The sequence below is a fragment of the Corallococcus sp. AS-1-12 genome, assembly GCF_020036995.1.
GTDB lineage: Bacteria > Myxococcota > Myxococcia > Myxococcales > Myxococcaceae > Corallococcus.
Genome location: NZ_JAIQDD010000006.1, coordinates 467855 through 487789 on the forward strand (window position 1 = coordinate 467855; position 19935 = coordinate 487789).

General features: G+C 73.9%; 9 protein-coding genes. 5 read left to right on the forward strand and 4 right to left on the reverse strand.

All coding sequences use genetic code 11. The features are described from left to right. Positions 1-317: 317 nt before the first annotated feature. From K8556_RS13595 to K8556_RS13620, 5 genes are all read left to right on the forward strand, one after another. A complete protein-coding gene (locus K8556_RS13595) occupies positions 318-9635 on the forward strand; it encodes an Ig-like domain-containing protein (RefSeq protein ID WP_223740481.1) in 9318 nt (3105 codons plus the stop codon). Next, positions 9632-10810, forward strand: a complete 1179-nt coding sequence (locus K8556_RS39465) for a FecR domain-containing protein (RefSeq protein ID WP_370639919.1) — start codon at positions 9632-9634, stop codon at positions 10808-10810. Before K8556_RS13595 ends, K8556_RS39465 begins: the two co-directional genes overlap by 4 nt. 1 nt (position 10811) lies before the next feature. Next, complete coding sequence (locus K8556_RS13610; RefSeq protein WP_223740482.1) at positions 10812-12284, forward strand: CHASE2 domain-containing protein; 1473 nt, start codon at positions 10812-10814, stop codon at positions 12282-12284. A 128-nt stretch (positions 12285-12412) separates the two neighbouring features. Beyond that, positions 12413-14212, forward strand: coding sequence for a diguanylate cyclase domain-containing protein (locus K8556_RS13615; protein WP_223740483.1), 1800 nt, complete (start codon positions 12413-12415; stop codon positions 14210-14212). Between the two features lie 214 nt (positions 14213-14426). Beyond that, positions 14427-15458, forward strand: a complete 1032-nt coding sequence (locus K8556_RS13620) for an LLM class flavin-dependent oxidoreductase (RefSeq protein WP_223740484.1) — start codon at positions 14427-14429, stop codon at positions 15456-15458. Here the strand turns inward: K8556_RS13620 and K8556_RS13625 are convergent. The 4 genes from K8556_RS13625 to K8556_RS13640 all read right to left on the reverse strand — a co-directional run bounded on the left by K8556_RS13625 (position 15409) and on the right by K8556_RS13640 (position 19875). Continuing rightward, a complete protein-coding gene (locus K8556_RS13625) occupies positions 15409-15909 on the reverse strand; it encodes a DUF6232 family protein (RefSeq protein WP_223740485.1) in 501 nt (166 codons plus the stop codon). The genes K8556_RS13620 and K8556_RS13625 overlap by 50 nt on opposite strands. Then, a complete protein-coding gene (locus K8556_RS13630; RefSeq protein WP_223740486.1) occupies positions 15902-16267 on the reverse strand; it encodes a DNA-binding response regulator in 366 nt (121 codons plus the stop codon). Before K8556_RS13630 ends, K8556_RS13625 begins: the two co-directional genes overlap by 8 nt. A gap of 127 nt (positions 16268-16394) precedes the next feature. Further along, complete coding sequence (locus K8556_RS13635; protein ID WP_223740487.1) at positions 16395-17765, reverse strand: sigma-54 dependent transcriptional regulator; 1371 nt, start codon at positions 17763-17765, stop codon at positions 16395-16397. Next, a complete protein-coding gene (locus K8556_RS13640; protein WP_223740488.1) occupies positions 17743-19875 on the reverse strand; it encodes a nitrogen regulation protein NR(II) in 2133 nt (710 codons plus the stop codon). The genes K8556_RS13635 and K8556_RS13640 overlap by 23 nt, the downstream gene beginning before the upstream one ends. Positions 19876-19935: the final 60 nt, after the last annotated feature.

A 19935-nucleotide genomic window follows, 5' to 3' on the forward strand; every position in this document is an offset into this window, starting at 1 on the left:
GTGCGCGCGATTGCTCCGCGCCCCGGAGTGACGCACCGGGACTCGCGTGGGGGCGGATCCGGATTCTGGAAAGTGGATCCGCAAGCTGGACAACTCGCTCCGTGCGAGCGCGTCACCTATTCCAAACACTCGAAAGAATTCGGCCGTGCTCGTCCGGCAGCCCTGGCCCTGGCCTTGCTTTGCATTGCTTCGTGCCCCCACCGCCGCCCACCGCCGATTCGGTGCTCCCCCAGCACCTGAACCCGCCCGCACGAGCGCCAGGACATACGGCGGGAGCGGGTTCCCGCACACCCCCGCCGCCGGACCGATGGAGCTCCATGGACCCCACCCCCAACGACCTCCCCCTCGCTTCCGGCCGGCTCACCGCCCCCTTCGCGCGTGCCTGGATGTTGTCGTGCCTGGTGCTCCTGGCACTCCTTCCCCAGGGGGCCTCCGCCGCGCCGGCGCTGCGCTACCAGGTGGATCAGCGGGGCGACTTCGTGCTGTTCGGCAACACGCTGTCGCAGGAGTGCCGCTCCGGCACGCCGGCGCCGCTGACCGGGACGGTGGGGGCGTGCGGCACCAACACCACCGACCAGGCGTCCGACGTGCACTGGAGCACCGACGGCCTCACCGCGTTCGCGGACACGTCGGTGGCGCCCGCGGATTCGAAGAGCCAGGCGGTGCTGGTGCTGCCCGCGGGCGCGGTGGTGACGTACGCGCGGCTGTACTGGGGCGCGGTGCGCTCGGTGGCGAGCCGCACGGGCACCCTGCAGCCGGGCACGTCCGTGACGCTGTCGCGGGTGGGCACGGGCGCGTTCTCCACGAGCGTCACCGCGGACTCCAGCAAGGGCTACACGAGCGGCAGCAACTACGCCTATCAGTCCACGGCGGACGTGACGGCGCTGGTGCAGCAGCGCGGCACGGGCGCGTACCTGCTCGCGGGCGCGGACGCGCTGGACTTCCGCAACGTCAACGACACCTTCCCCTACTCCGGCTGGGCGATGGTCGTCTTCTACCGGCTGGCCAGCGAGCCCCTGCGCAACCTCACCCTCTTCGACGGGCTGGACACGGTGAGCAACGGCGTGAGCGCGACGGCCACCCTGTCCGGCTTCCTGGTGCCCGCCTCCGGCTACACGGCGAAGCTGGGCGTCATCGCCTATGAGGGCGAGAACTCGTTCACGGGCGACGCGCTGAACTTCAACGGCGTGGCCCTGACCGACGCGCAGAACCCGGTGAACAACTTCTTCAACGGGACGCGCAGCCGGCTGGGCGTGGCGCAGAACAACGAAGGGGACCTGCCTCGCTTCGCCGGCACGCCCGGCACCACCGAGGGCCTGGACCTGGACGTGGTGGACATCACCTCGCGCGTCTCCGCGGGCCAGACGTCCGCCACGGTGTCCGCCACCTCCACGGCGGATCAGTACCTGCTGGGCGCGTTCATCACGTCCATCTCCACGCAGAAGCCGGACTTCATCCAGACGGTGAAGAGCGTGGCGGCGGTGTCGCCTCGGCCGGACGGCAGCCTGCGCGGCGGCGACGTGCTGGAGTACACGGTGCAGACGACGAACACGGGGGATGACTCCGGCATCCTCACGGTGCTCACGGACAACCTGCCCTCGAACGTCACCTATGTGCCGGGCTCGCTGCGGGTGACGACCGGCGCCAACACGGGCGCGAAGACGGACGCGACGGGTGACGACCAGGGCGACTACGACGCGGCGAACCGCCGCCTCACGGTGCGCCTGGGCACGGGCGCCACCGCCACGCAGGGCGGCGTCATCAACATCGGCGAGAGCACGACCATCATGTTCCGGGTGACCATCAACGCGGGGACCTCGGGGAGCATCGACAACCAGGCCATCGTGCGCAGCACCGGGCAGCAGGGAGCGCCGGAGACGACGTTCCCGTCCTCGCCCCCGGTGGGGACCGGCCCCACGACGACGCCGGTGGGAGCGCCTCCCGCGCCCACGGTGGTGGCGCCCACGGCGGGCTCCACGCTGGCGACGGGCACGCCCACGTTCAGCGGCACCGCGGAGGCGGGCAACACCGTCACGGTGCGCGAGGGCACCACCGTCCTGTGCACGGCGACGGTGAACGCGTCCGGCAACTGGAGCTGCACCCCCTCCGTGCCGCTCCCGGACGGCGCGCACACGGTGACCGCGCAGGCGGCGGACTCCAGCGGCAACCTCAGCCCCACGACGTCCGTGGGGTTCAACGTGGACACGACGGCGCCGGTGGCCCCGGTCATCTCCACGCCCGCGCAGAACGCGCAGCTCAACACGGCGACGCCGACGTTCACGGGCACCGCGGAGGCGGGCAGCACCGTCACGGTGCGCGAGGGCACCACGGTGTTGTGCACCACCACGGCCAACGCCTTGACGGGCGCCTGGAGCTGCGCGTCCACTGTGACGCTGGGGTCCGGCTCGCACACGGTGACGGCGACGGCGCAGGACGCGGTGGGCAACACCGGCCCCGCGTCCGCCGGGCGCACGTTCGTGGTGGACGTGACGGCTCCGCCAGCGCCGGTCATCGTCGCGCCCGCGGCTGGCGCGGCGGTGGGCAGCACGACGCCCACGTTCAGCGGCTTCGCGGAGGCCGGGAGCACCGTCACCGTGGTGGTGGGCGGCGTCACCGTCTGCACCGCGACGGCCAATGCCTCCGGCGCCTGGTCCTGCGTGTCGGCCACGACGCTGCCCCAGGGCCCCCAGACGGCGACCGTCACCGCCACCGACGCGGCGGGCAACACCGGCCCGGCCAGCACGACCACCTTCAGCGTGGACACGGTGGCACCGGCCGCGCCGGTGGTGACGGCCCCCACCGCGAACCAGACGGTGGCCACGAAGACGCCGGTCTTCTCCGGCACGGCGGAGGCCAACAGCACCGTGACCGTGCGTGAGGGAACCACCGTCCTCTGCACCACCACGGCCAATGCTTCCGGGGCCTGGTCCTGCACCTCGTCGACGCTTGCGGACGGCTCGCACAGCATCACCGCCACCGCTCGCGACGCGGCGGGCAACACGGGCCCGGCGAGCACGGCCGTGCCCTTCACCGTGGATGCCACTGCCCCGGTGGCGCCGATTGTCTCGGCCCCGACCTCCGGCCAGACGGTGACCACGCAGACGCCGGTCCTCTCCGGTACGGCGGAGGCCAACAGCACCGTCACCGTGCGTGAGGGCACCACCGTCCTGTGCACCGCCACGGCCAATGCGTCCGGCACGTGGTCCTGCACGTCCTCCACGCTCTCCGAAGGTTCGCACACCATTTCCGCCACGGCTCGGGACGCGGCGGGCAACACCGGCCCGGCCAGCACCGCGGTCCCCTTCACCGTGGACACGGTCGCTCCGGTGGCCCCCGTCATCGCGTCTCCCACCGCGAACCAGTCCGTGGGCTCTCAGACGCCGGTCCTCTCCGGCACGGCCGAGGCGAACAGCACCGTGACCGTGCGCGAAGGCACCACCGTCCTGTGCACCGCCACGGCCAATGCCTCCGGCGCCTGGTCCTGCACGTCCTCCACCCTCGCCCAGGGGGCGCACACCATCACCGCCACGGCGCGGGATGCCGCGGGCAACACCGGCCCTGCCAGCGCGGCCGTTCCCTTCACCGTGGACACGGTCGCTCCGGCGGCTCCGGTCGTCACGGCGCCCACGGCCGGTCAGACCCTGACCACCCAGACGCCGGTCCTCTCCGGTACAGCGGAGGCCAATAGCACCGTCACTGTTCGCGAGGGCACCACCGTGCTCTGCACCACCACGGCCAATGGTTCCGGCGCGTGGTCGTGCACGTCCTCCACGCTCTCCGATGGCTCGCACACGATCACCGCCACGGCCCGCGACGCTGCGGGCAACACGGGCCCGGCGAGCACGGCTGTGGCGTTCACCGTGGACTCCATCGCCCCGGTGGCGCCTGTCATCGCGGCGCCCACGGCCGGACAGGTCTTGGCCACCCAGACGCCGGTCCTGTCTGGTACGGCGGAGGCCAACAGCACCGTGACCGTGCGTGAGGGCACCACCGTGCTCTGCACCACCACGGCCAATGGCTCCGGCGCGTGGTCGTGCACGTCGTCCACGCTCTCCCAAGGTTCGCACACCGTCACCGCCACGGCTCGGGACGCCGCGGGCAACACCGGCCCGGCCAGCACGGCCGTTCCCGTCACGGTCGACACCGTCGCCCCGGTGGCACCGGCCATCACGGCTCCCATAGCCAACCAGACGGTGGCCACGCAGACGCCGGTCCTCTCCGGTACGGCCGAAGCCAACAGCACCGTCACCGTGCGCGAGGGCACCACCGTGCTCTGCACCGCCACGGCCAATGCGTCCGGTGCGTGGTCCTGCAACTCGTCGACGCTTACGGACGGCTCGCACAGCATCACCGCCACGGCCCGCGACGCGGCGGGGAACACGGGCCCGGCCAGCACGGCCGTTCCCTTCAGCGTGGACACCACCGCCCCGGCGGCTCCGGTCGTCACGGCGCCCACGGCCGGTGAGCAGCTCGCCACGTCGACGCCTGTCATCACCGGCACGGCCGAAGCCAACAGCACCGTCACCGTGCGCGAAGGCGCCACCGTGCTGTGCACCGCGACGGCTGACTCCAGCGGCGCGTGGTCCTGCACGTCCTCCACGCTCACGGACGGCCCGCACACCGTGTCCGTCACGGCTCGCGACGCGGTGGGCAACACCAGCCCCGCTCGCACGGTGTCCTTCACCGTCGACGCCAGCGTGCCCGACGCGCCGGTCATCGCCACGCCGACGAATGGCTCCGTGCTGGCCGCGCCTCCCGCCACGTACAGCGGCACGGCCGAGCCCGGCAGCCGCGTCACGGTGACGGTGGACGGCACTCCGCTGGGCACCGTCACCACCAACGGCTCCGGTGAGTGGAGCATCACCCCCGGGCCCGCGCTCGCGGACGGTGGCCACACCGTCACGGCCGTCGCCCAGGACGCCGCTGGCAACAACAGCCCCGTTGCCACCTCCACCTTCAGCGTGGACACCACCGCGCCGAACGCGCCGGTCTTCACCGCTCCGGCCCTGAACGCGACCGTCACCACCGCGCGGCCCGCCATCACCGGCACCGCCGACGCCGGCTCGCAGGTGACGCTGGTCATCGGCGGTACCTCCTACGGTCCGCTGACCGTGGATGGCACCGGCCGCTGGAGCTTCACGCCCGCCACCGACCTGCCCCAGGGCACCCTCACCGTCACCGCCACCGCCACGGACGCGGCGGGCAATGTCAGCGACGCGTCCCAACTGACGTTCACCGTGGACTCGGTGCCGCCCGACACCGTCATCACCTCGCGGCCCCCGGTCGCGAGCAACAGCCCGTCCGCCACGTTCACCTTCCAGGGCACGGACGCGGACGTCGCCGGCTTCGTCTGCACCCTGGACGCGACCAGCGTGGCGTGCGCCTCGCCGTACACGGCGACCGGCCTGGACGAGGGCCCGCACACCTTCACCGTCGCCGCCGTCGACACGGCCGGCAACGTGGACCCCACGCCCGCCAGCTACACCTGGACCGTGGACCTCACGCCCCCCGACGCGCCCATCGTCCTCCAGCCCACCAGCGGCGAGGTGCTCACCTCCGCGTCGCCCGTCATCACCGGCACCGCCGAGCCGGGCAGCACCGTGTACCTGGTGCTCGACAACGGCGCGCCGCTGGGCCCCGTGCTCGTCAACGCGCAGGGGGAATGGAGCTACCCGGTGCAGGCCACGCTCGCGGATGGCTCGCACACGCTGAGCGCCACCACCACGGACGCCGCGGGCAACACCAGCCCGCCCGTGTCGCTCACCTTCATCATCGACACGGACGCGCCGGACACCACCATCGAGTCGGGCCCCGCCCAGCCCTCGAACAGCGCCAGCGCCACGTTCGAGTTCAGCTCGACCGGCGGCGGCATCGGCTACGAGTGCAGCGTGGATGACGCGGCGTTCAGCGCCTGCGACAGCCCCTTCACGCTCGACAACCTCTCCGAAGGCGAACACACCCTCGCCGTGCGCGCCGTGGACGCGGCGGGCAACGCCGACCCGACCCCGGCCGAGTACACGTGGACGGTGGACCTGGGCATCCCCGAGGCCCCGGCCATCACCTCGCCCGCGAATGGCGCCCTCTTCAACACCGGCGCGGTGTCCTACGCCGGCACCGCGGAGGCCGGCGCCACCGTGCGCGTGACGGTGGATGGCGTCTTCGTGGGCACGACCGTCGCTTCCGGCACCGGCGCGTGGACCTTCACCGCGGGCCCGGTGCTGGACACCGGCGCGCACACCGTCAGCGTCGTCGCCGTGGACGCGGCCGGCAACGTCAGCCCGTCCACGAGCGCCTCCTTCAGCGTGGACTTGGTGGCGCCGGACACGGCCCTCACCGCGTCCGTCCCCGCCGTCACGTCGAGCCGCGACGCCTCCTTCGAGTTCACGTCGAACGAGCCCACCGCGACCTTCGAGTGCCGCTTCGACACGGGGACCTTCATCCCGTGCACCAGCCCCCAGGCGCGCACGGACCTCGCGGACGGCACTTACACCGTGCAGGTGCGCGCGGTGGACGCGGCCGGCAACGTGGACCCCACGCCCGCCACCTTCACGTGGACCGTGGACACCACCGCGCCGGACACCTTCATCCGCTCGGGACCGGTCGCGAACGACGCGCCGAACCCGGCCACGTTCGACCTGGACTCCAACGAGGCGGGCGTCACCTACGCGTGCAGCCTGGATGACGGTCCGTTCACGGCGTGCTCGGATCCGGCGCTCTTCACCGTGACGGCCGGGCCCCACACCCTCGCCGTGCGCGCCACGGACGCGGCGGGCAACGTGGACGCCACCCCCGCCACCTGGTCCTGGTCCGCGACCGACGACGCCGACAACGACGGCCTCACCGACGCGGAAGAGGCCCAGCACGGCACCGACCCGCGCAACGCCGACACGGATGGTGACGGCCTCTCCGACGGCGTGGAGGTCCGCTCCGGCCGCACCGACCCGCTGGATGACGACTCCGACGACGATGGCCTGCTCGACGGCAACGAGGACGCCAACCACGACGGCATCACCCAGGACACGGAGACCGACCCCACCCTCGCCGACTCCGATGGTGACGGGCTGACCGACGGCCTGGAGCTGGGCCTCACCGAGCCCCAGGGCACTGGCACCGACCCGGCCCGCTTCGTCGCGGACGCGGACCCCGCCACCACCACCGACCCGCTCAAGGTCGACACCGACAACGGCGGCGTCTGGGATGGCTTCGAGGACAAGAACCACAACGGCAAGGTGGACCCGGGCGAGACGAACCCGCTCAACGCCGCCGACGACGTGGACGCGGACGGTGACGGCGTGGACAACGCCACCGAGCTGGAGCTGGGCCTCGACCCCTTCAACCCGGACAGCGACGGCGACGGCATTCCGGATGGCATCGACGGCCTGGTCGACACGGATGGCGACGGGCTCATCGACGCGCTCGACACCGACAGTGACAATGACGGCCTGTCGGATGGCGAGGAGGACGTGAACCACGACGGCATCACCCAGCCCACGGAGACCGACCGCCGCAAGGCCGACACGGACGGCGACGGGCTGAGCGACGGCATCGAGGTGCGCGGGCAGAACCCCACCGACCCCCTGGCCAGCGACACGGACGGCGACGGGCTGTCGGACGGCGAGGAGGACACCAACGCCAACGGCATCCGCGACGCCAACGAGGCCGACCCCAACAACGCGGACACGGACGGCGGCGGCGTGTCCGACGGCGTCGAGGTGAAGGGCGGCACCAACCCGCTCGACCCGGACGATGACTTCCAGGTGCTGGGCCGTGGCTGCTCCACGGGCGGCGCCGGGGGGCTGCTCCCGCTGGCGCTGGGCCTGCTGTGCGTGCCGCTCCTCGGGCGCCGCCGCCGGTCCGGCGCGGGCCGGGGGCTGGCGCTGACGGTGGCGGTGGGCCTGTCGCTGGGCGCCGCGTCGCGTGCGCAGGCCCAGGCGTCGGTGTCGCAGGCCATCGACGTGCAGCAGTACAAGCCGGGGCCCGGCGCTTACGACGTGCTCGGGGTCCACGGCGCCCGCGTCGCGCCGCACCTGACGTGGAACGTGGGCGCGTCCCTCAACTACGCGCACCATCCGCTCAACTTCTACGACCCGCGCGAGGAGACGTTCGTCTACCGCATCGTGGAGCGGCAGGTGTCGTTGGACCTGATGGGCGCGGTGTCCCTCTTCGACCGGTTGGAGGTGGGCCTGGTGCTGCCGCTGACGGTCACCGGCTCCCAGCCCGCGGGCGTCGTGTCGGAGCAGTTCGCGGACGGCGTGGGCACGGCGGGCCTGGGTGACCTGCGCGTGGTGCCCAAGCTGGCGCTCTGGAAGCGGGGCGCGCTGAACCTGGCGGTGGTCGCGCCCTTCACCCTGCCCACCGGCGGTGGAGAGCACTTCCTGGGCGCGGACGGGCCCACCTTCCAGCCTCGCGTCGCCGGGGAGTGGGCCACGCCGTCGCTGCGGCTGCTGGCCAACGTGGGCGTGAACCTCCGCAAGGCGCAGGACCTGCGCAACCTGCGCGTGGGCAACGAGCTCGCGTTCGGCGTGGGCGCGGAGGTGCCCATCACCCAGGCGCTGTCCGCGCAGGCCACGCTGGCGGGCGCGGTGGGCCTGTCGGAGTCCGACACGGAGGAGTTCCCCCTGGAGCTGCTGGGCGCGGTGAAATACCGCTTCGCCCGGGGCTTCGCCGCGCACGTGGGCGCCGGGCCGGGCCTCACGCGCGGCTACGGCACGCCCGCCTTCCGCGTGCTCGCGGGGCTGGCCTACACGCCGGGCGGGACTCCTGCCCCGGTGGCCGCCGCGCGGGCCCCCACCTGCGCGCTGGGGCCCGAGGACTTCGACGGCTTCCAGGACGACGACGGCTGCCTGGATCCGGATGACGACAACGACGGCATCCCCGACGTGAGCGACACCTGCCCCACCGAGCCGGAGACGGTGAACGGCTACCGCGACGACGACGGCTGCCCGGACACGGTGCCCGAAGCGAAGCCGGAGCCGAAGCAGGCCTCGGAGGGCGCCCCGCCCCCGGCCGCGCTCGCCCTGCCGCCCGCTTCCGCGGACACGGACGGCGACGGCATCCCGGACGCGGAGGACCGCTGCCCCACGGCCGCCGAGGACAAGGACGGCTTCGAGGACGAGGACGGGTGCCCGGATCCGGACAACGACAAGGACGGCATCCCGGACGCGGACGACCAGTGCCCGCTGGAGGCGGAGGTCATCAACGGGGTGAACGACGAGGACGGCTGCCCGGACAAGGGCGAGTCGAAGGTGCGCCTGGAGGGGTCGCGCATCGTCATCCTGGACAAGGTGTATTTCGCCACCGGCAAGGACGTCATCCTGCCCAGGTCGTTCCCGCTGCTGGCGCAGGTGGCCTCCATCCTGCGCGCCCACCCGGAGCTGGAGCGGGTGCGCGTGGAGGGCCACACGGACAGCCAGGGCGACGACGCGAAGAACCTGGACCTGTCGCAGCGGCGCGCGAACACCGTGCGCGACTGGCTGGTGAAGGGCGGCATCGCGGCGCAGCGCCTGGAGGCGGTGGGCTATGGTGAGACGAAGCCGGTGGACACCAACGCCACGGCGAAGGGGCGGGAGAACAACCGCCGCGTGGAGTTCAACGTCCTGAAGACCGCCGGCCAGGCGGAAGGAGTGTCGCCGTGAGGAAGGCGGGCGCCCCCCTGATGCTGTCGCTGCTGCTGTCGGCCTCGCCTGTCACGGGGCTCGCGGCGGAGGCGGAGAGCGCCTGCGGCGGGCTGACGTTCGACAACGGGCGGCTCACGACGGGCCAGCCCCTGGAGGCGAAGGGGCCCCGGACGGAGGCCTGCCTGCGAGAGGTGGCGCAGGCCGTGAAGGCGCGCCCCGCCATCCGGGGCCTCACCGTGGCCGCGAAGCTGCCGGACGCGGAGCGGCTGGACGGCCAGGGCCTGGCGGTCGCGAAGGCCGCGGCGGAGGTGCTGGTGAGCGCGGGCGTCCCCCGCACGCGCGTGTCCTTCGTGGCGCCCCCGGCCGACGCCAACACGCCGGGCCGGCTGCAGCTCGCGTACGTGGAGCGACCCACGCAGGTCGCGGTGGCCCGGCTGCGCACGGCCAGCGGACAGGTGACAGCCAGCACCGGCGAGGGGCGGCCCACGCCGAGGCTGGCGGGGGACTCGCTGTACGCGGGCGAGCTCGTGGCGACGGACGACACCGGCCGGGCGGAGCTGGGGCTGGCGGACGGCAGCGTCCTGTTCCTGTCCCCCCGGAGCGCCGTGCGCCTGGGCACGCTGGAGCTGACCGCCGAGCGCCAGCGCAAGGTGCTGTTGGACCTGGTGAAGGGCACGGTGGAGACGCAGGCGGCGCCGGGCGGCGCGGGCTCCACGTTCGAGGTGCGCACGCGAGGCGCGGTGGCGGGCGTGCGCGGCACGCGCTTCCGCGTGTCCCAGCAGGAGGACGGCACCAGCCGCCTGGAGACGCTGGAGGGCAAGGTGGCCCTGGGCGCGGAGGCAGGCTCCGTGGACGTGGACGCGGGCTTCGGTTCGCGGGCCCGGCCGGCCCAGGCGCCGGAGGCGCCCCGCGCGCTCCTGGCGGCGCCGGTGCTGGAGCGGCCCCGGGGCGGCACGTACCCGAAGGCGCCGTCGCTCGTGTGGAAGGCCGTGCCGGGCGCCAAGGTGTACCGGGTGGAGCTGGGGGCGACGGCGGACTTCGCGGGCGACGTGAAGGTCCAGGAGTCGGCCCACCCCACGGTGGACGCGGCGGCGCCGGGCGCGGGGAAGTGGTTCTGGCGGGTGCTGGCGGTGGATGCCGACGGCTTCGTAGGCTACCCGTCGAAGATCTTCAGCTTCGACGTCGCCGGGTGAGATGACGCTGCCTGCTCGCGGTCCCAGGTCCACGTGGCTGTCCTCCCCCGCCCTGCCCCGGTGGCTGGGCGTGGGCGTGGGCCTGCTGCTCGCGGTGGGCACGGCGGTGACGGGCGGCGCGCCGGGCCCGGGCGAGCGGGCCCTGTACGACTTCGCGGTGAGCCGGCTCCTCCCGCCGCTGCCGCCCACCGCGGACCTGGTGCTGGTGGAGGTGGACGACCGCGCGCTCGCGGCGCTGGGCGAGCGCTGGCCGCTGTCGCGCGCCACCTGGGCGAAGGCCTTCCAGTCACTGGCGGCCTACCGTCCCAACGCGGTGGTGGTGGACGTCCTCTTCGACGCGCCGGAGTCCCGCGACGCGCTGGACCTGGGCGAGGACGTGCTGGAGCGCCTGCGCGCGTCGGGGCTCGCGGACACGCCCGCGGGCGCGTCGCTGGCCCATGACCTGGAGGCCCGGCTGTACGCGCAGGACGGTGACGCGCGGCTCACGGAGTCCTTCTCCGGAGCGGGCACCGTCATCCTGGGCAGCATGGCGCTGGCGGAGGACACCGGCGGCGTGCCCGTGCCGGGAGATCCGCTGACGCCGGTGCCCCTGGACGCGGACCGGCTGCGGCTGGGCGCCCGGGGGCTGTCAACGAACCTGGCCCCGCTGCGGCTGGCGGCCTGGGGCAGCGGGACGCTGAACGTGCTGCCGGACGCGGACGGCGTCATCCGGCGCTATCCCTACGCGGTGCGGGTGGCGGGCAGGGCGTGGCCCTCGCTCGCGCTGGCGACGGCGCTGCGCCTGTGGCCGGAGCGTTCGGAGGCGCTGCTGCGCGTGGCGTCCACCGACGACGGCGCGCCCCTGATGCGGCTGCCTGCGCCGGACTGGCTGCCGCGCGTGAGCCTGGCGGACGTGCTGGCCGCGGGGCCGTCCTCCGTGGGGCTGGACCTGGCGCTCCGGGAGAAGACGGTGTTCGTGGGCGTCACCGCCACGGGGCTCCACGGCCAGAGCACCCTGCCCGGCCAGCTCGCCGTGCCGGGTGTGGAGATCCACGCCTTCGCGATGGACAACCTGCGCACCGGCCGGGTGCTGCGAGCCACCGGGCCCGCGGAGTTCGTGGGCCTGGTGGAGACGTCGCTGGTGCTGGGCCTGCTGCTGTGGCGCAGGGGCCGCGCGCGGAGCCTGGGCGCGGTGGTGGCCCAGGCCGCGCTGCTCGTCGCCGCGCACACGGTGTTCGTGGGCTGGCTCCTGGCGGACCCGGGCTGGGTCGTGCCGCTCCTGCCCGCGGTGGTGGGCGTGGTGCTCGTGACGCTGGCGGAGGCCGTGGCGCGCACCGACGACCTCCAGCGGCAGAGCGGCGCCCTCAAGCGCCTGTTCGGCCGGTTCCCTCGCGAGCCAGCCCCTCCCCCCTCCGAGGCACATGACGCGGGTGCGGCCCCGGGCGCGGCGGCCTCCGGGGCCTCACGCCCGCCGCCGGGGGAGCCGCGGTCCTGACGCGGACGTTGTCCGTCGTGGAAATCCCCTAGTGTCTCGCACCGTCGGCCCATGGACGGGCGGCCCTCATTTGGACAAAGGGCCAGGGTACGCAACGGCGATGCGCGTGGCAGCATGAGCGGACCGCCATGCCTCGCTACGCCCTCATCGCCGAACCGGATCGCCATCGTGCCGCGGGACTGCTCGCGCTGACGCAGCAAGAGGGGCTGGAGGGCGCGGTGGCGCGCGATGGCGCGGAGGCCCAGGAGCTGGTGCGCCAGCGCGGCGCGCCCACGCTGCTGGTGACGGACCTGGCGCTGCCCCGGGTGGACGGGTTCGCGCTGCTGGCGTGGCTGCGGGGCCGCTCGGACGCGCGCGACACGGCCGTGATGGTGGTGACGGCGTTCGACGAGCTGCGCGTGCGCGCGTGGCAGCTCAAGGACGCGCTGGGCATCCACGCCCTGCTCAGCCGGCGCGCGGGGCCGGAGGCGATGCGCGACGGCGTGCGGCGCGCGCTCGCGGGACAGCTCGCGGGCCACGGCCAACTGGAGCTCAACGCGGACGAGGAGAAGCGGCGGCTCGCGCGCATCGACGCGCTGAGGCTGGTGGACCCGAACCTGCCCGAGCAGGAGCTCCAGGAGCTGGTGGCGGAGGTGGCGCAGGCCTTCGGGGTGCCCGTCGCGCTGCTGACGCTGGTGCTGGGGGACAAGCAGTGGTTCAAGGCGCACGTGGGGCTGCCCGCGGCGCTCGCGAAGGACCGGGGCACGCCGCGCGACTGGGCCTTCTGCCACCACGTGGTGCAGGGCCGCGAGGCCCTGGTGGTGCCGGACGCCACGCGCCACCCGGTGTTCTGGGACAACCCGCTGGTGCGCGACGGCATCGTCGGCAGCTACGCGGGCGCGCCGCTCATCACCTCCACCGGGGACGTGCTGGGCTCCCTGTGCGTCATCGACACGCGGCCGCTGATGCTGGGCCCGGAGGACCTGGCGGCGCTGCGGGAGCTGGCGAGCCGCGTGGCGGAGGACCTGGAGCACTCGTCGGGGCGGGCACGGCCTCCTCCCGCCCTGCCGCGTCCCCAGGCCGCGGCGGAGCCGGTGCTCAGCGAGGCGGCGGCGCTGGCGCTGGTGCGCGAGGCGGTGAGCGCCCTGGAGGTGCCGGTGCTGGTGGTGGCGCCGGGCCGCAAGCCCTTCGCCGCCAACGCGGCGCTGGCGGAGCTGCTGGGGCTGCCGGAGGAGCGGCTGTCGGGCATGGCCTTCGATTCGCTGTGCCAGCACATCGCGAGCCTGACCGCGGACCCCGGCGGCACGCTGCGGCAGTTGGACCTGGCGGCGGAGAGCTCGCGCGGGCTGCACCTGACGCTGTCGCTGGAGCGGCCCCGGCCGCGCGTGGTGCGCTGGGTGGCGCGGCCCTTCCTGGTGCCCGGGGGCGTCGCGCAGCTCCTGTCGCTGATGGACCTGGGCATCGGCGCGGACCTGAAGGGCAAGCGCGAGCGGCTCCTGCGCCAGGACGCGCTCACCGGGCTGGACACCCGGCGCTTGGGCGAGGAGCGGCTGGCCAAGGAGATTGGCCGCTGCCGCCGGGAGGGCCTGCCCATCAGCCTGCTCCTGGTGGACCTGGTGGAGCTGGGCGCCATCAACCGCGCGCGCGGCTACGACGCGGGCGACGCGGCGCTGCGGGAGCTGGCCCGGCGCGCGGAGGAGCTCTGTCCTCCCCCGGGCTTCGGGGTGCGCTGGACGGGGGACACCCTCCTGCTCGCGCTGCCCGGGGCGGACGCCGTGGTCGCGGAGGCCGCGCGCCAGCAACTCCACGACGTCCCCGCCCAGCCCGCCTGCGTGTCCATCGCCGTGACGGTGCAGGGAGAAGAGGATCCGCACGGAACCCTCGCCCGCGCCCACGCCGCGCTGGTCCGGGCGAAGTCGGAGCGCAAGCCGGCGCCCCCGCGCGATTGAAGCCGCCCCCGGGCGCGGCCGGCGGAAAACCTGTCCGACTGTCGGACAGGTTTTCAGGCGGCGGTCCCCGCCCCCGGCGACAAGCCCGGCTGATGGGTGGCATGGCCCCTGCCTGCCGGGCCGGGGGGCCTGGGGGGCGTCAATGGCGTGAAAACCCCGGGGGCGCTGGCTATCGAAGGGCTTTTCCGCCCCCCGTGGCGCGAGGGTCCCCCCGATGATCCCCTTCTCCGTCCTCGACCTGTCCCCCGTCATCTCCGGGGGCGACGCCGGCCTGGCCCTCCGCAACAGCCTGGACCTGGCCCGCCACGCGGAGGCGTGGGGCTACAAGCGCTTCTGGCTGGCCGAGCACCACAACATGACGGGCATCGCCAGCGCGGCCACGTCGGTGGTCATCGGGTACGTGGCGGGGGGCACGAAGACGATCCGCGTGGGCGCGGGCGGCGTGATGCTGCCCAACCACGCGCCGCTCATCATCGCGGAGCAGTTCGGCACCCTGGAGACGCTCTACCCCGGCCGCATCGACCTGGGCCTGGGGCGCGCGCCGGGGACGGATCAGCGCACCTCCGCCGCGCTGCGCCGGGGGCTGGGGGGCGCGGACAGCTTCCCGCAGGACGTGGTGGAGCTGCAGAACTACTTCAAGGACCCCACGCCGGGGCAGGCCGTGCGCGCGGTGCCGGGCGCGGGCCTGCACGTGCCGCTGTGGCTCCTGGGCTCCAGCACCTTCAGCGCGCAACTGGCCGCGGCCCTGGGGCTGCCCTTCGCGTTCGCGTCGCACTTCGCGCCCGCGCAGATGATGAGCGCGCTGCACCTGTACCGCACGCAGTTCCGCCCGTCGGACGTGCTCCAGAAGCCGTACGCGATGATCGGCGTCAACGTCTTCGCCGCGGACACGGACAAAGAAGGGCAGCGCCTCTTCACGTCGCTGCTCCAGGCCTTCCTCAACCTGCGCCGGGGCCGGCCGGGCCCGCTGCTGCCGCCGGTGGACAGCCTGGATGGTCAGCTCAACGAGATGGAGCTGGCGGAGATCGAGCACATGCTGGCGTGCACCGTGGTGGGCTCGCCGGACAGCGTGCGCGAAGGCCTCCAGTCGCTCCTGGAGCAGACCGGGGCCGACGAGCTGATGGTGACCGCGCAGATCTTCGACCACGCGGCGCGGCTGCGCTCCTTCGAGATCGTCTCCCAGGTGCGCGAGCAGCTCACCGCCGCGGACACGCGGCCCGCACCGTCCCCGCAAGCCGCGCGATGAGCTGGGCGTCGTGGCTGCCGAAGACGCGGCGCGAGCCGCCCGGCAGCCCCAGCACCAGGTAGTGGGTGTCCTCCACCACGAGCAGCGCGGCCATGGACGCGAAGAGGCCCAGGGCGGTGAGGCCCAGGCCCGCCTCGTACGCGCCCTTCAGCGCCGACACGCTCACGGACAGCCAGGACAACAGCGGCAGCCCCAGCGCCGCGGCCAGGCCCACCGCGAGCAGGTAGGGCCACACCTTCGGGGTGCGGCGCGCGGTCTCCACCTGGAGCACGTCGCGCAGCGCCCAGCTCTGGCCGCCCACGACGAGCCGCTCGCCGGTGACGCGGACCTGGCCCGCATGGAAGAGGGAGGTCTCCCCGGCGTCCGGCACCGGAGCCACCGGGCGGCGCTCCGCTTCACGCAGGGGGACAACGGGGCGCAGCACGGTGACGACGGCCATCGGTTCACCCATGGGTGGTCTCCAGCAAAGGGAAGTGCGAGCGCAGGAGGGCGCGAAGCTCATCGAGCGGGCGGCCCAGCGCGAAACATGCCCGGGCCCCCTGACACAGGGCGCGGGACACCAGGCGCTCGTCCGCGAAGGGCAGCAGGACGACGACGGGCGCGGCGGCGGCGCAGACCCGCGCGTGCGTCAGCACCGGGAGGATGGCCTCCCCACGCTCCACGTGCGCCAGCACCAGGTCCGGCCGGGCCGCGTCCCCCGCGTCCAGGAACAGGGCGATGCCCAGGTCGCCCAGCACGTCCGCCAGCAGCGACGCCAGGGACTCATCCGCACCGAGCAGCAGGGCCCGGGTTGTGCGCAGGGACGCCACGGCCCCACGTCACAGCAAGCGACATGCCGGAACCACCGTCCCCCGGGGCCACCGAGTGATCACCCGTGGACCGTGGCAATCCGCCATCCCCCCGTGGCGCATTGCCACGCCCCCTGGCGTGACGCGCCTACCGCTCCCGCTCGCGGCGATGGATGGTGGACACATCGATGCCCAGCAGCTCCGCGGCGCGGGTCTTGTTCCCGCCGCAGTGCTGGACCATCCAGTGGATGTACTCCCCCTCCAGCTTGCGCAGGGTCCACACGCCCTCCCGCGCCTGGGCGAAGGGCGTGGCCTCCTCCGCCGAGAGCACCGGCGCGTGGGGCCGCAGGTCCTCCAGCGTCACCGTCTCCCGGGGCACGAGCACCACCAGCCGCTCCACCAGGTTCTCCAGCTCGCGCACGTTGCCCGGCCAGGGCATGGCGCCCAGCGCGGCCACCACCTCCGGTGACAGCGACGTCACCCGGGAGCGCGGGTTGCGCGCCCGGGAGCGGGCGGTGAAGTGCTCCACCAGTTGGGGGATGTCCTCCCGGCGCTCCTTCAGCGAAGGCACCCGCAGCGTGACGACGTTGAGCCGGTAGAAGAGGTCCGCGCGGAAGCGCCCCTCCCGCACGCGCGCCTCCAGGTCCTGGTGCGTGGCGGCGACCACGCGCACATCCACGGTGCGGCTGGCATCCGAGCCCACCGCGCGCACCTCGCCGTCCTCCAGCACGCGCAGGAGCCGCGCCTGGAGCTCCGTGGGCATGTCGCCAATCTCGTCCAGGAACAGCGTGCCGCCGTGCGCCTCCACGAACAGGCCGCGCCGCACGGACGTGGCCCCGGTGAAGGCGCCCTTCACGTGGCCGAACAGCTCGCTCTCCAGCAGCGGCCCCGGCAGCGCGGTGCAGTTGACGGCCACGAAGGGGTTGGCCGCGCGCGGGCCCTCGACGTGGAGGGCGCGGGCCACCAGCTCCTTGCCGCTGCCGCTCTCCCCCCGGAGCAGCACCGGGGCCGCCGCGTGCGCCACGCGGTCGATGAGCTCGTACAGCCCGCGCATGGGCGCGCTCCTGCCCACCAGCGCGCCCAGGCCGGAGCGCTCCTGCGAGGCCTGCTTCAGCGCCCGGTGCTCCGCGCGCAGCCGCCGGTCCTCCAGCGCGCGGCCCAGGTACAGCCGCACCTCGTCCAGGCGGAAGGGCTTGGTGAAGTAGTGGTAGGCGCCCCGGCGCATCGCCTCCACCGCGCTCTCCACGCCGCCGAAGGCCGTCATCAAGAGCACGGGCAGCGCCGGGTCCACCGCGCGGGCGGCGTCCAGCACGTCCAGGCCGTCCACCTTCTCCATGCGCAGGTCCGTCAGCACCGCGTCGTACACGCGGGAGCGGATGAGCGTCAGCGCCTCCTGCCCGCCCGTGGCCAGGTCCACCGTCCAGCCCGCGTCGGCCAGGGGCTCCTGGAGCATGCGCCCCATCTCCACGTGGTCGTCCACCACGAGGATGCGCGCGTCAGACGGCGAGTCGCTCGGCATTTCGTTCCTCTGGGACGGCGCGGGCCACCGGCCACAGCACGGTGACGCGGGTGCCCTGCCCCGGCGTGCTCTCCAGCTCCACCCGTCCGCCGTGGTTGCGCACGACGTGGGCCACCATCGTCAGCCCCAGCCCCGTGCCCTGCCCGCGCTTCTTCGTCGTGAAGAACGGGTCGAACACCTGGTTGAGGCGCTCCTTCGGGATCCCGCACCCGTCGTCGCGCACGGTGAGCGCGACCAGGCCCCACGTGCCCTCCTCCGGGCCCGCCAGCGCGGAGGCCGAGACCTCCACCGCGCCGCCCTCGCTGCACGCGTCGCACGCGTTGAGCGTGAGGTTGAGCAGCACCTGCTGGAGCTGATCCGCGTCCGCCGCCAGCGCGGGCACGGACTCCGGCACGTCCACGCTCAAGCTCACCCGCCGCCGCTCCGCCTCCACCCGCAGCAGCTCATGCACGCTCCGGGCGAGCGGCCCCAGCGACACCGGCCGCACCATCGCCGGCTGCAGGCGCGAGAAGTCCAGCAACTGGCGCAGCGTGCGGCTCACCCGGTCGATCTGCTCGACGATGACGCCCAGCCCCGGCCCCTGGGGGTGCGAGGCGCCCAGCTTGCTTTGCACGTACTCCGCCCGGCCGCGCACCACGCCCAGCGGCGTGCCGATCTCATGCGCGATGCCCGCCGCCAGCACGCCCACGGTGGCCAGCTTCTCCGCGCGCAGCAACTGCGTCTCCAGCGCGCGCACGTCGCTCAGGTCCTCCACCACCAGGAGCGCGCGCGTCTCCTCCTTCGGGTCCTCCGCGGTCAGCGGCACCGCGTGCAGGTTGTACGTGCCCTCGTCGCCGAAGAGCGCCAGCGGTTCGCCCAGCAGGCTCAGCGGCCGGTCCTCCTTGCGCGCGGACGCCACCAGCGCGGAGAGCCGCTCCACCACCGGCGCGGGCGCCCCGGGGAACGCGGACGCCAGCGGCGCGCCCGTCACGTTGCCGGGCACGCGCGAGCGCAGGGCCTGGTTGACGGCGCTGATCCGCCCGTCCTCCGTCAGCGCGAGGACGCCCGTGGGCAGGTGGTCCAAGATCTTCCGCGTCCGGTCATGGAGCGCGGCGAGCTGGGCCGCGTGCCGGCGGCTCTCCGTCAGCGCCACCGCCCTGCGCCGCGCCAGCACCACGTACACCGCGAAGGTCACCAGGAAGAACGCCACCAGCGCGCCCGCGCCCAACAGCCGCACCACCAGCGACTGCTCGTGCGAGCGCAGCGCCGCGGTGGACACCAGCGTCGCCACCGCCCAGTGGCTGCCGCCGCGCATGCGGATGGGCGTGTAGACGGCCACCACCTCCGCGCGCCCCAGCCCCAGCCGCTCCGCCTCCTGCTCGGACAGGGGCAGCATGCCGCGCGCGCCGGCCTTCAGCCGGGACACCAGGAACGCGAAGCCCGGCACCCCGGCGTCCTTCTGGCCCACGCGGGCGAACCACTCCGCCAGGGCCGGGTCGCTCGCGGGCGTGGGCTGGCCGTGCGTGCCCACGAGCAGCATCCGCGCCTCCAGGTCCGAGGTGACGATGCGCAGCGGCGCGAAGAACGTCTCCGTGTCCACCAGCACCGCCACCGCGCCCTCGGGCTTGCCGTCCGTCGCGGGCAGCGCGGTGGCCAGGATGCGCAGCCAGCCGCCGTTGGCCGCGTCCAGGATGGGCGACGTGGTGAGGTCCCCCGGCGGACGCAGGAGCGCGCGGCGCGCCGTGCCGGCCATCTCCGCCACCAGCCCTTCACGCGACAACTGCGGGTCCGGCTTGCGGTCCAACAGCAGGAGCCGCTCCGCGCCGTCGCCGTCGTACGCCGCGATGGCCTTGTACTGGCCCACCGCCTCCAGCAGCGCGCGCAGCTCCCGCCGGTGCTCCGCCAGGCTCCCCGGCTGGGACATCAGCTCCCCGGCGAAGCGCAGGTTCTTGCCCACCTCCTCCAGCGAGTCCGTGACGCCGCCCACCGCCTCGTCCAACTGCTTCTGCCGGTCACCCGCGAACTGCTCCACCAGCGCCGTCCGGCTGCGCTTCACGAGCGTCCAGACCCCCACCCCCACGCTCGCCAGCGCGGCGCACAAGAGGAGGATGGGCAGGAGCGTGGACCGCATGGGTGACCCGCAACCTAACCCGTTGGGTGGGTCCAAGTCCTTGTTTCCAATAGCTTTTAT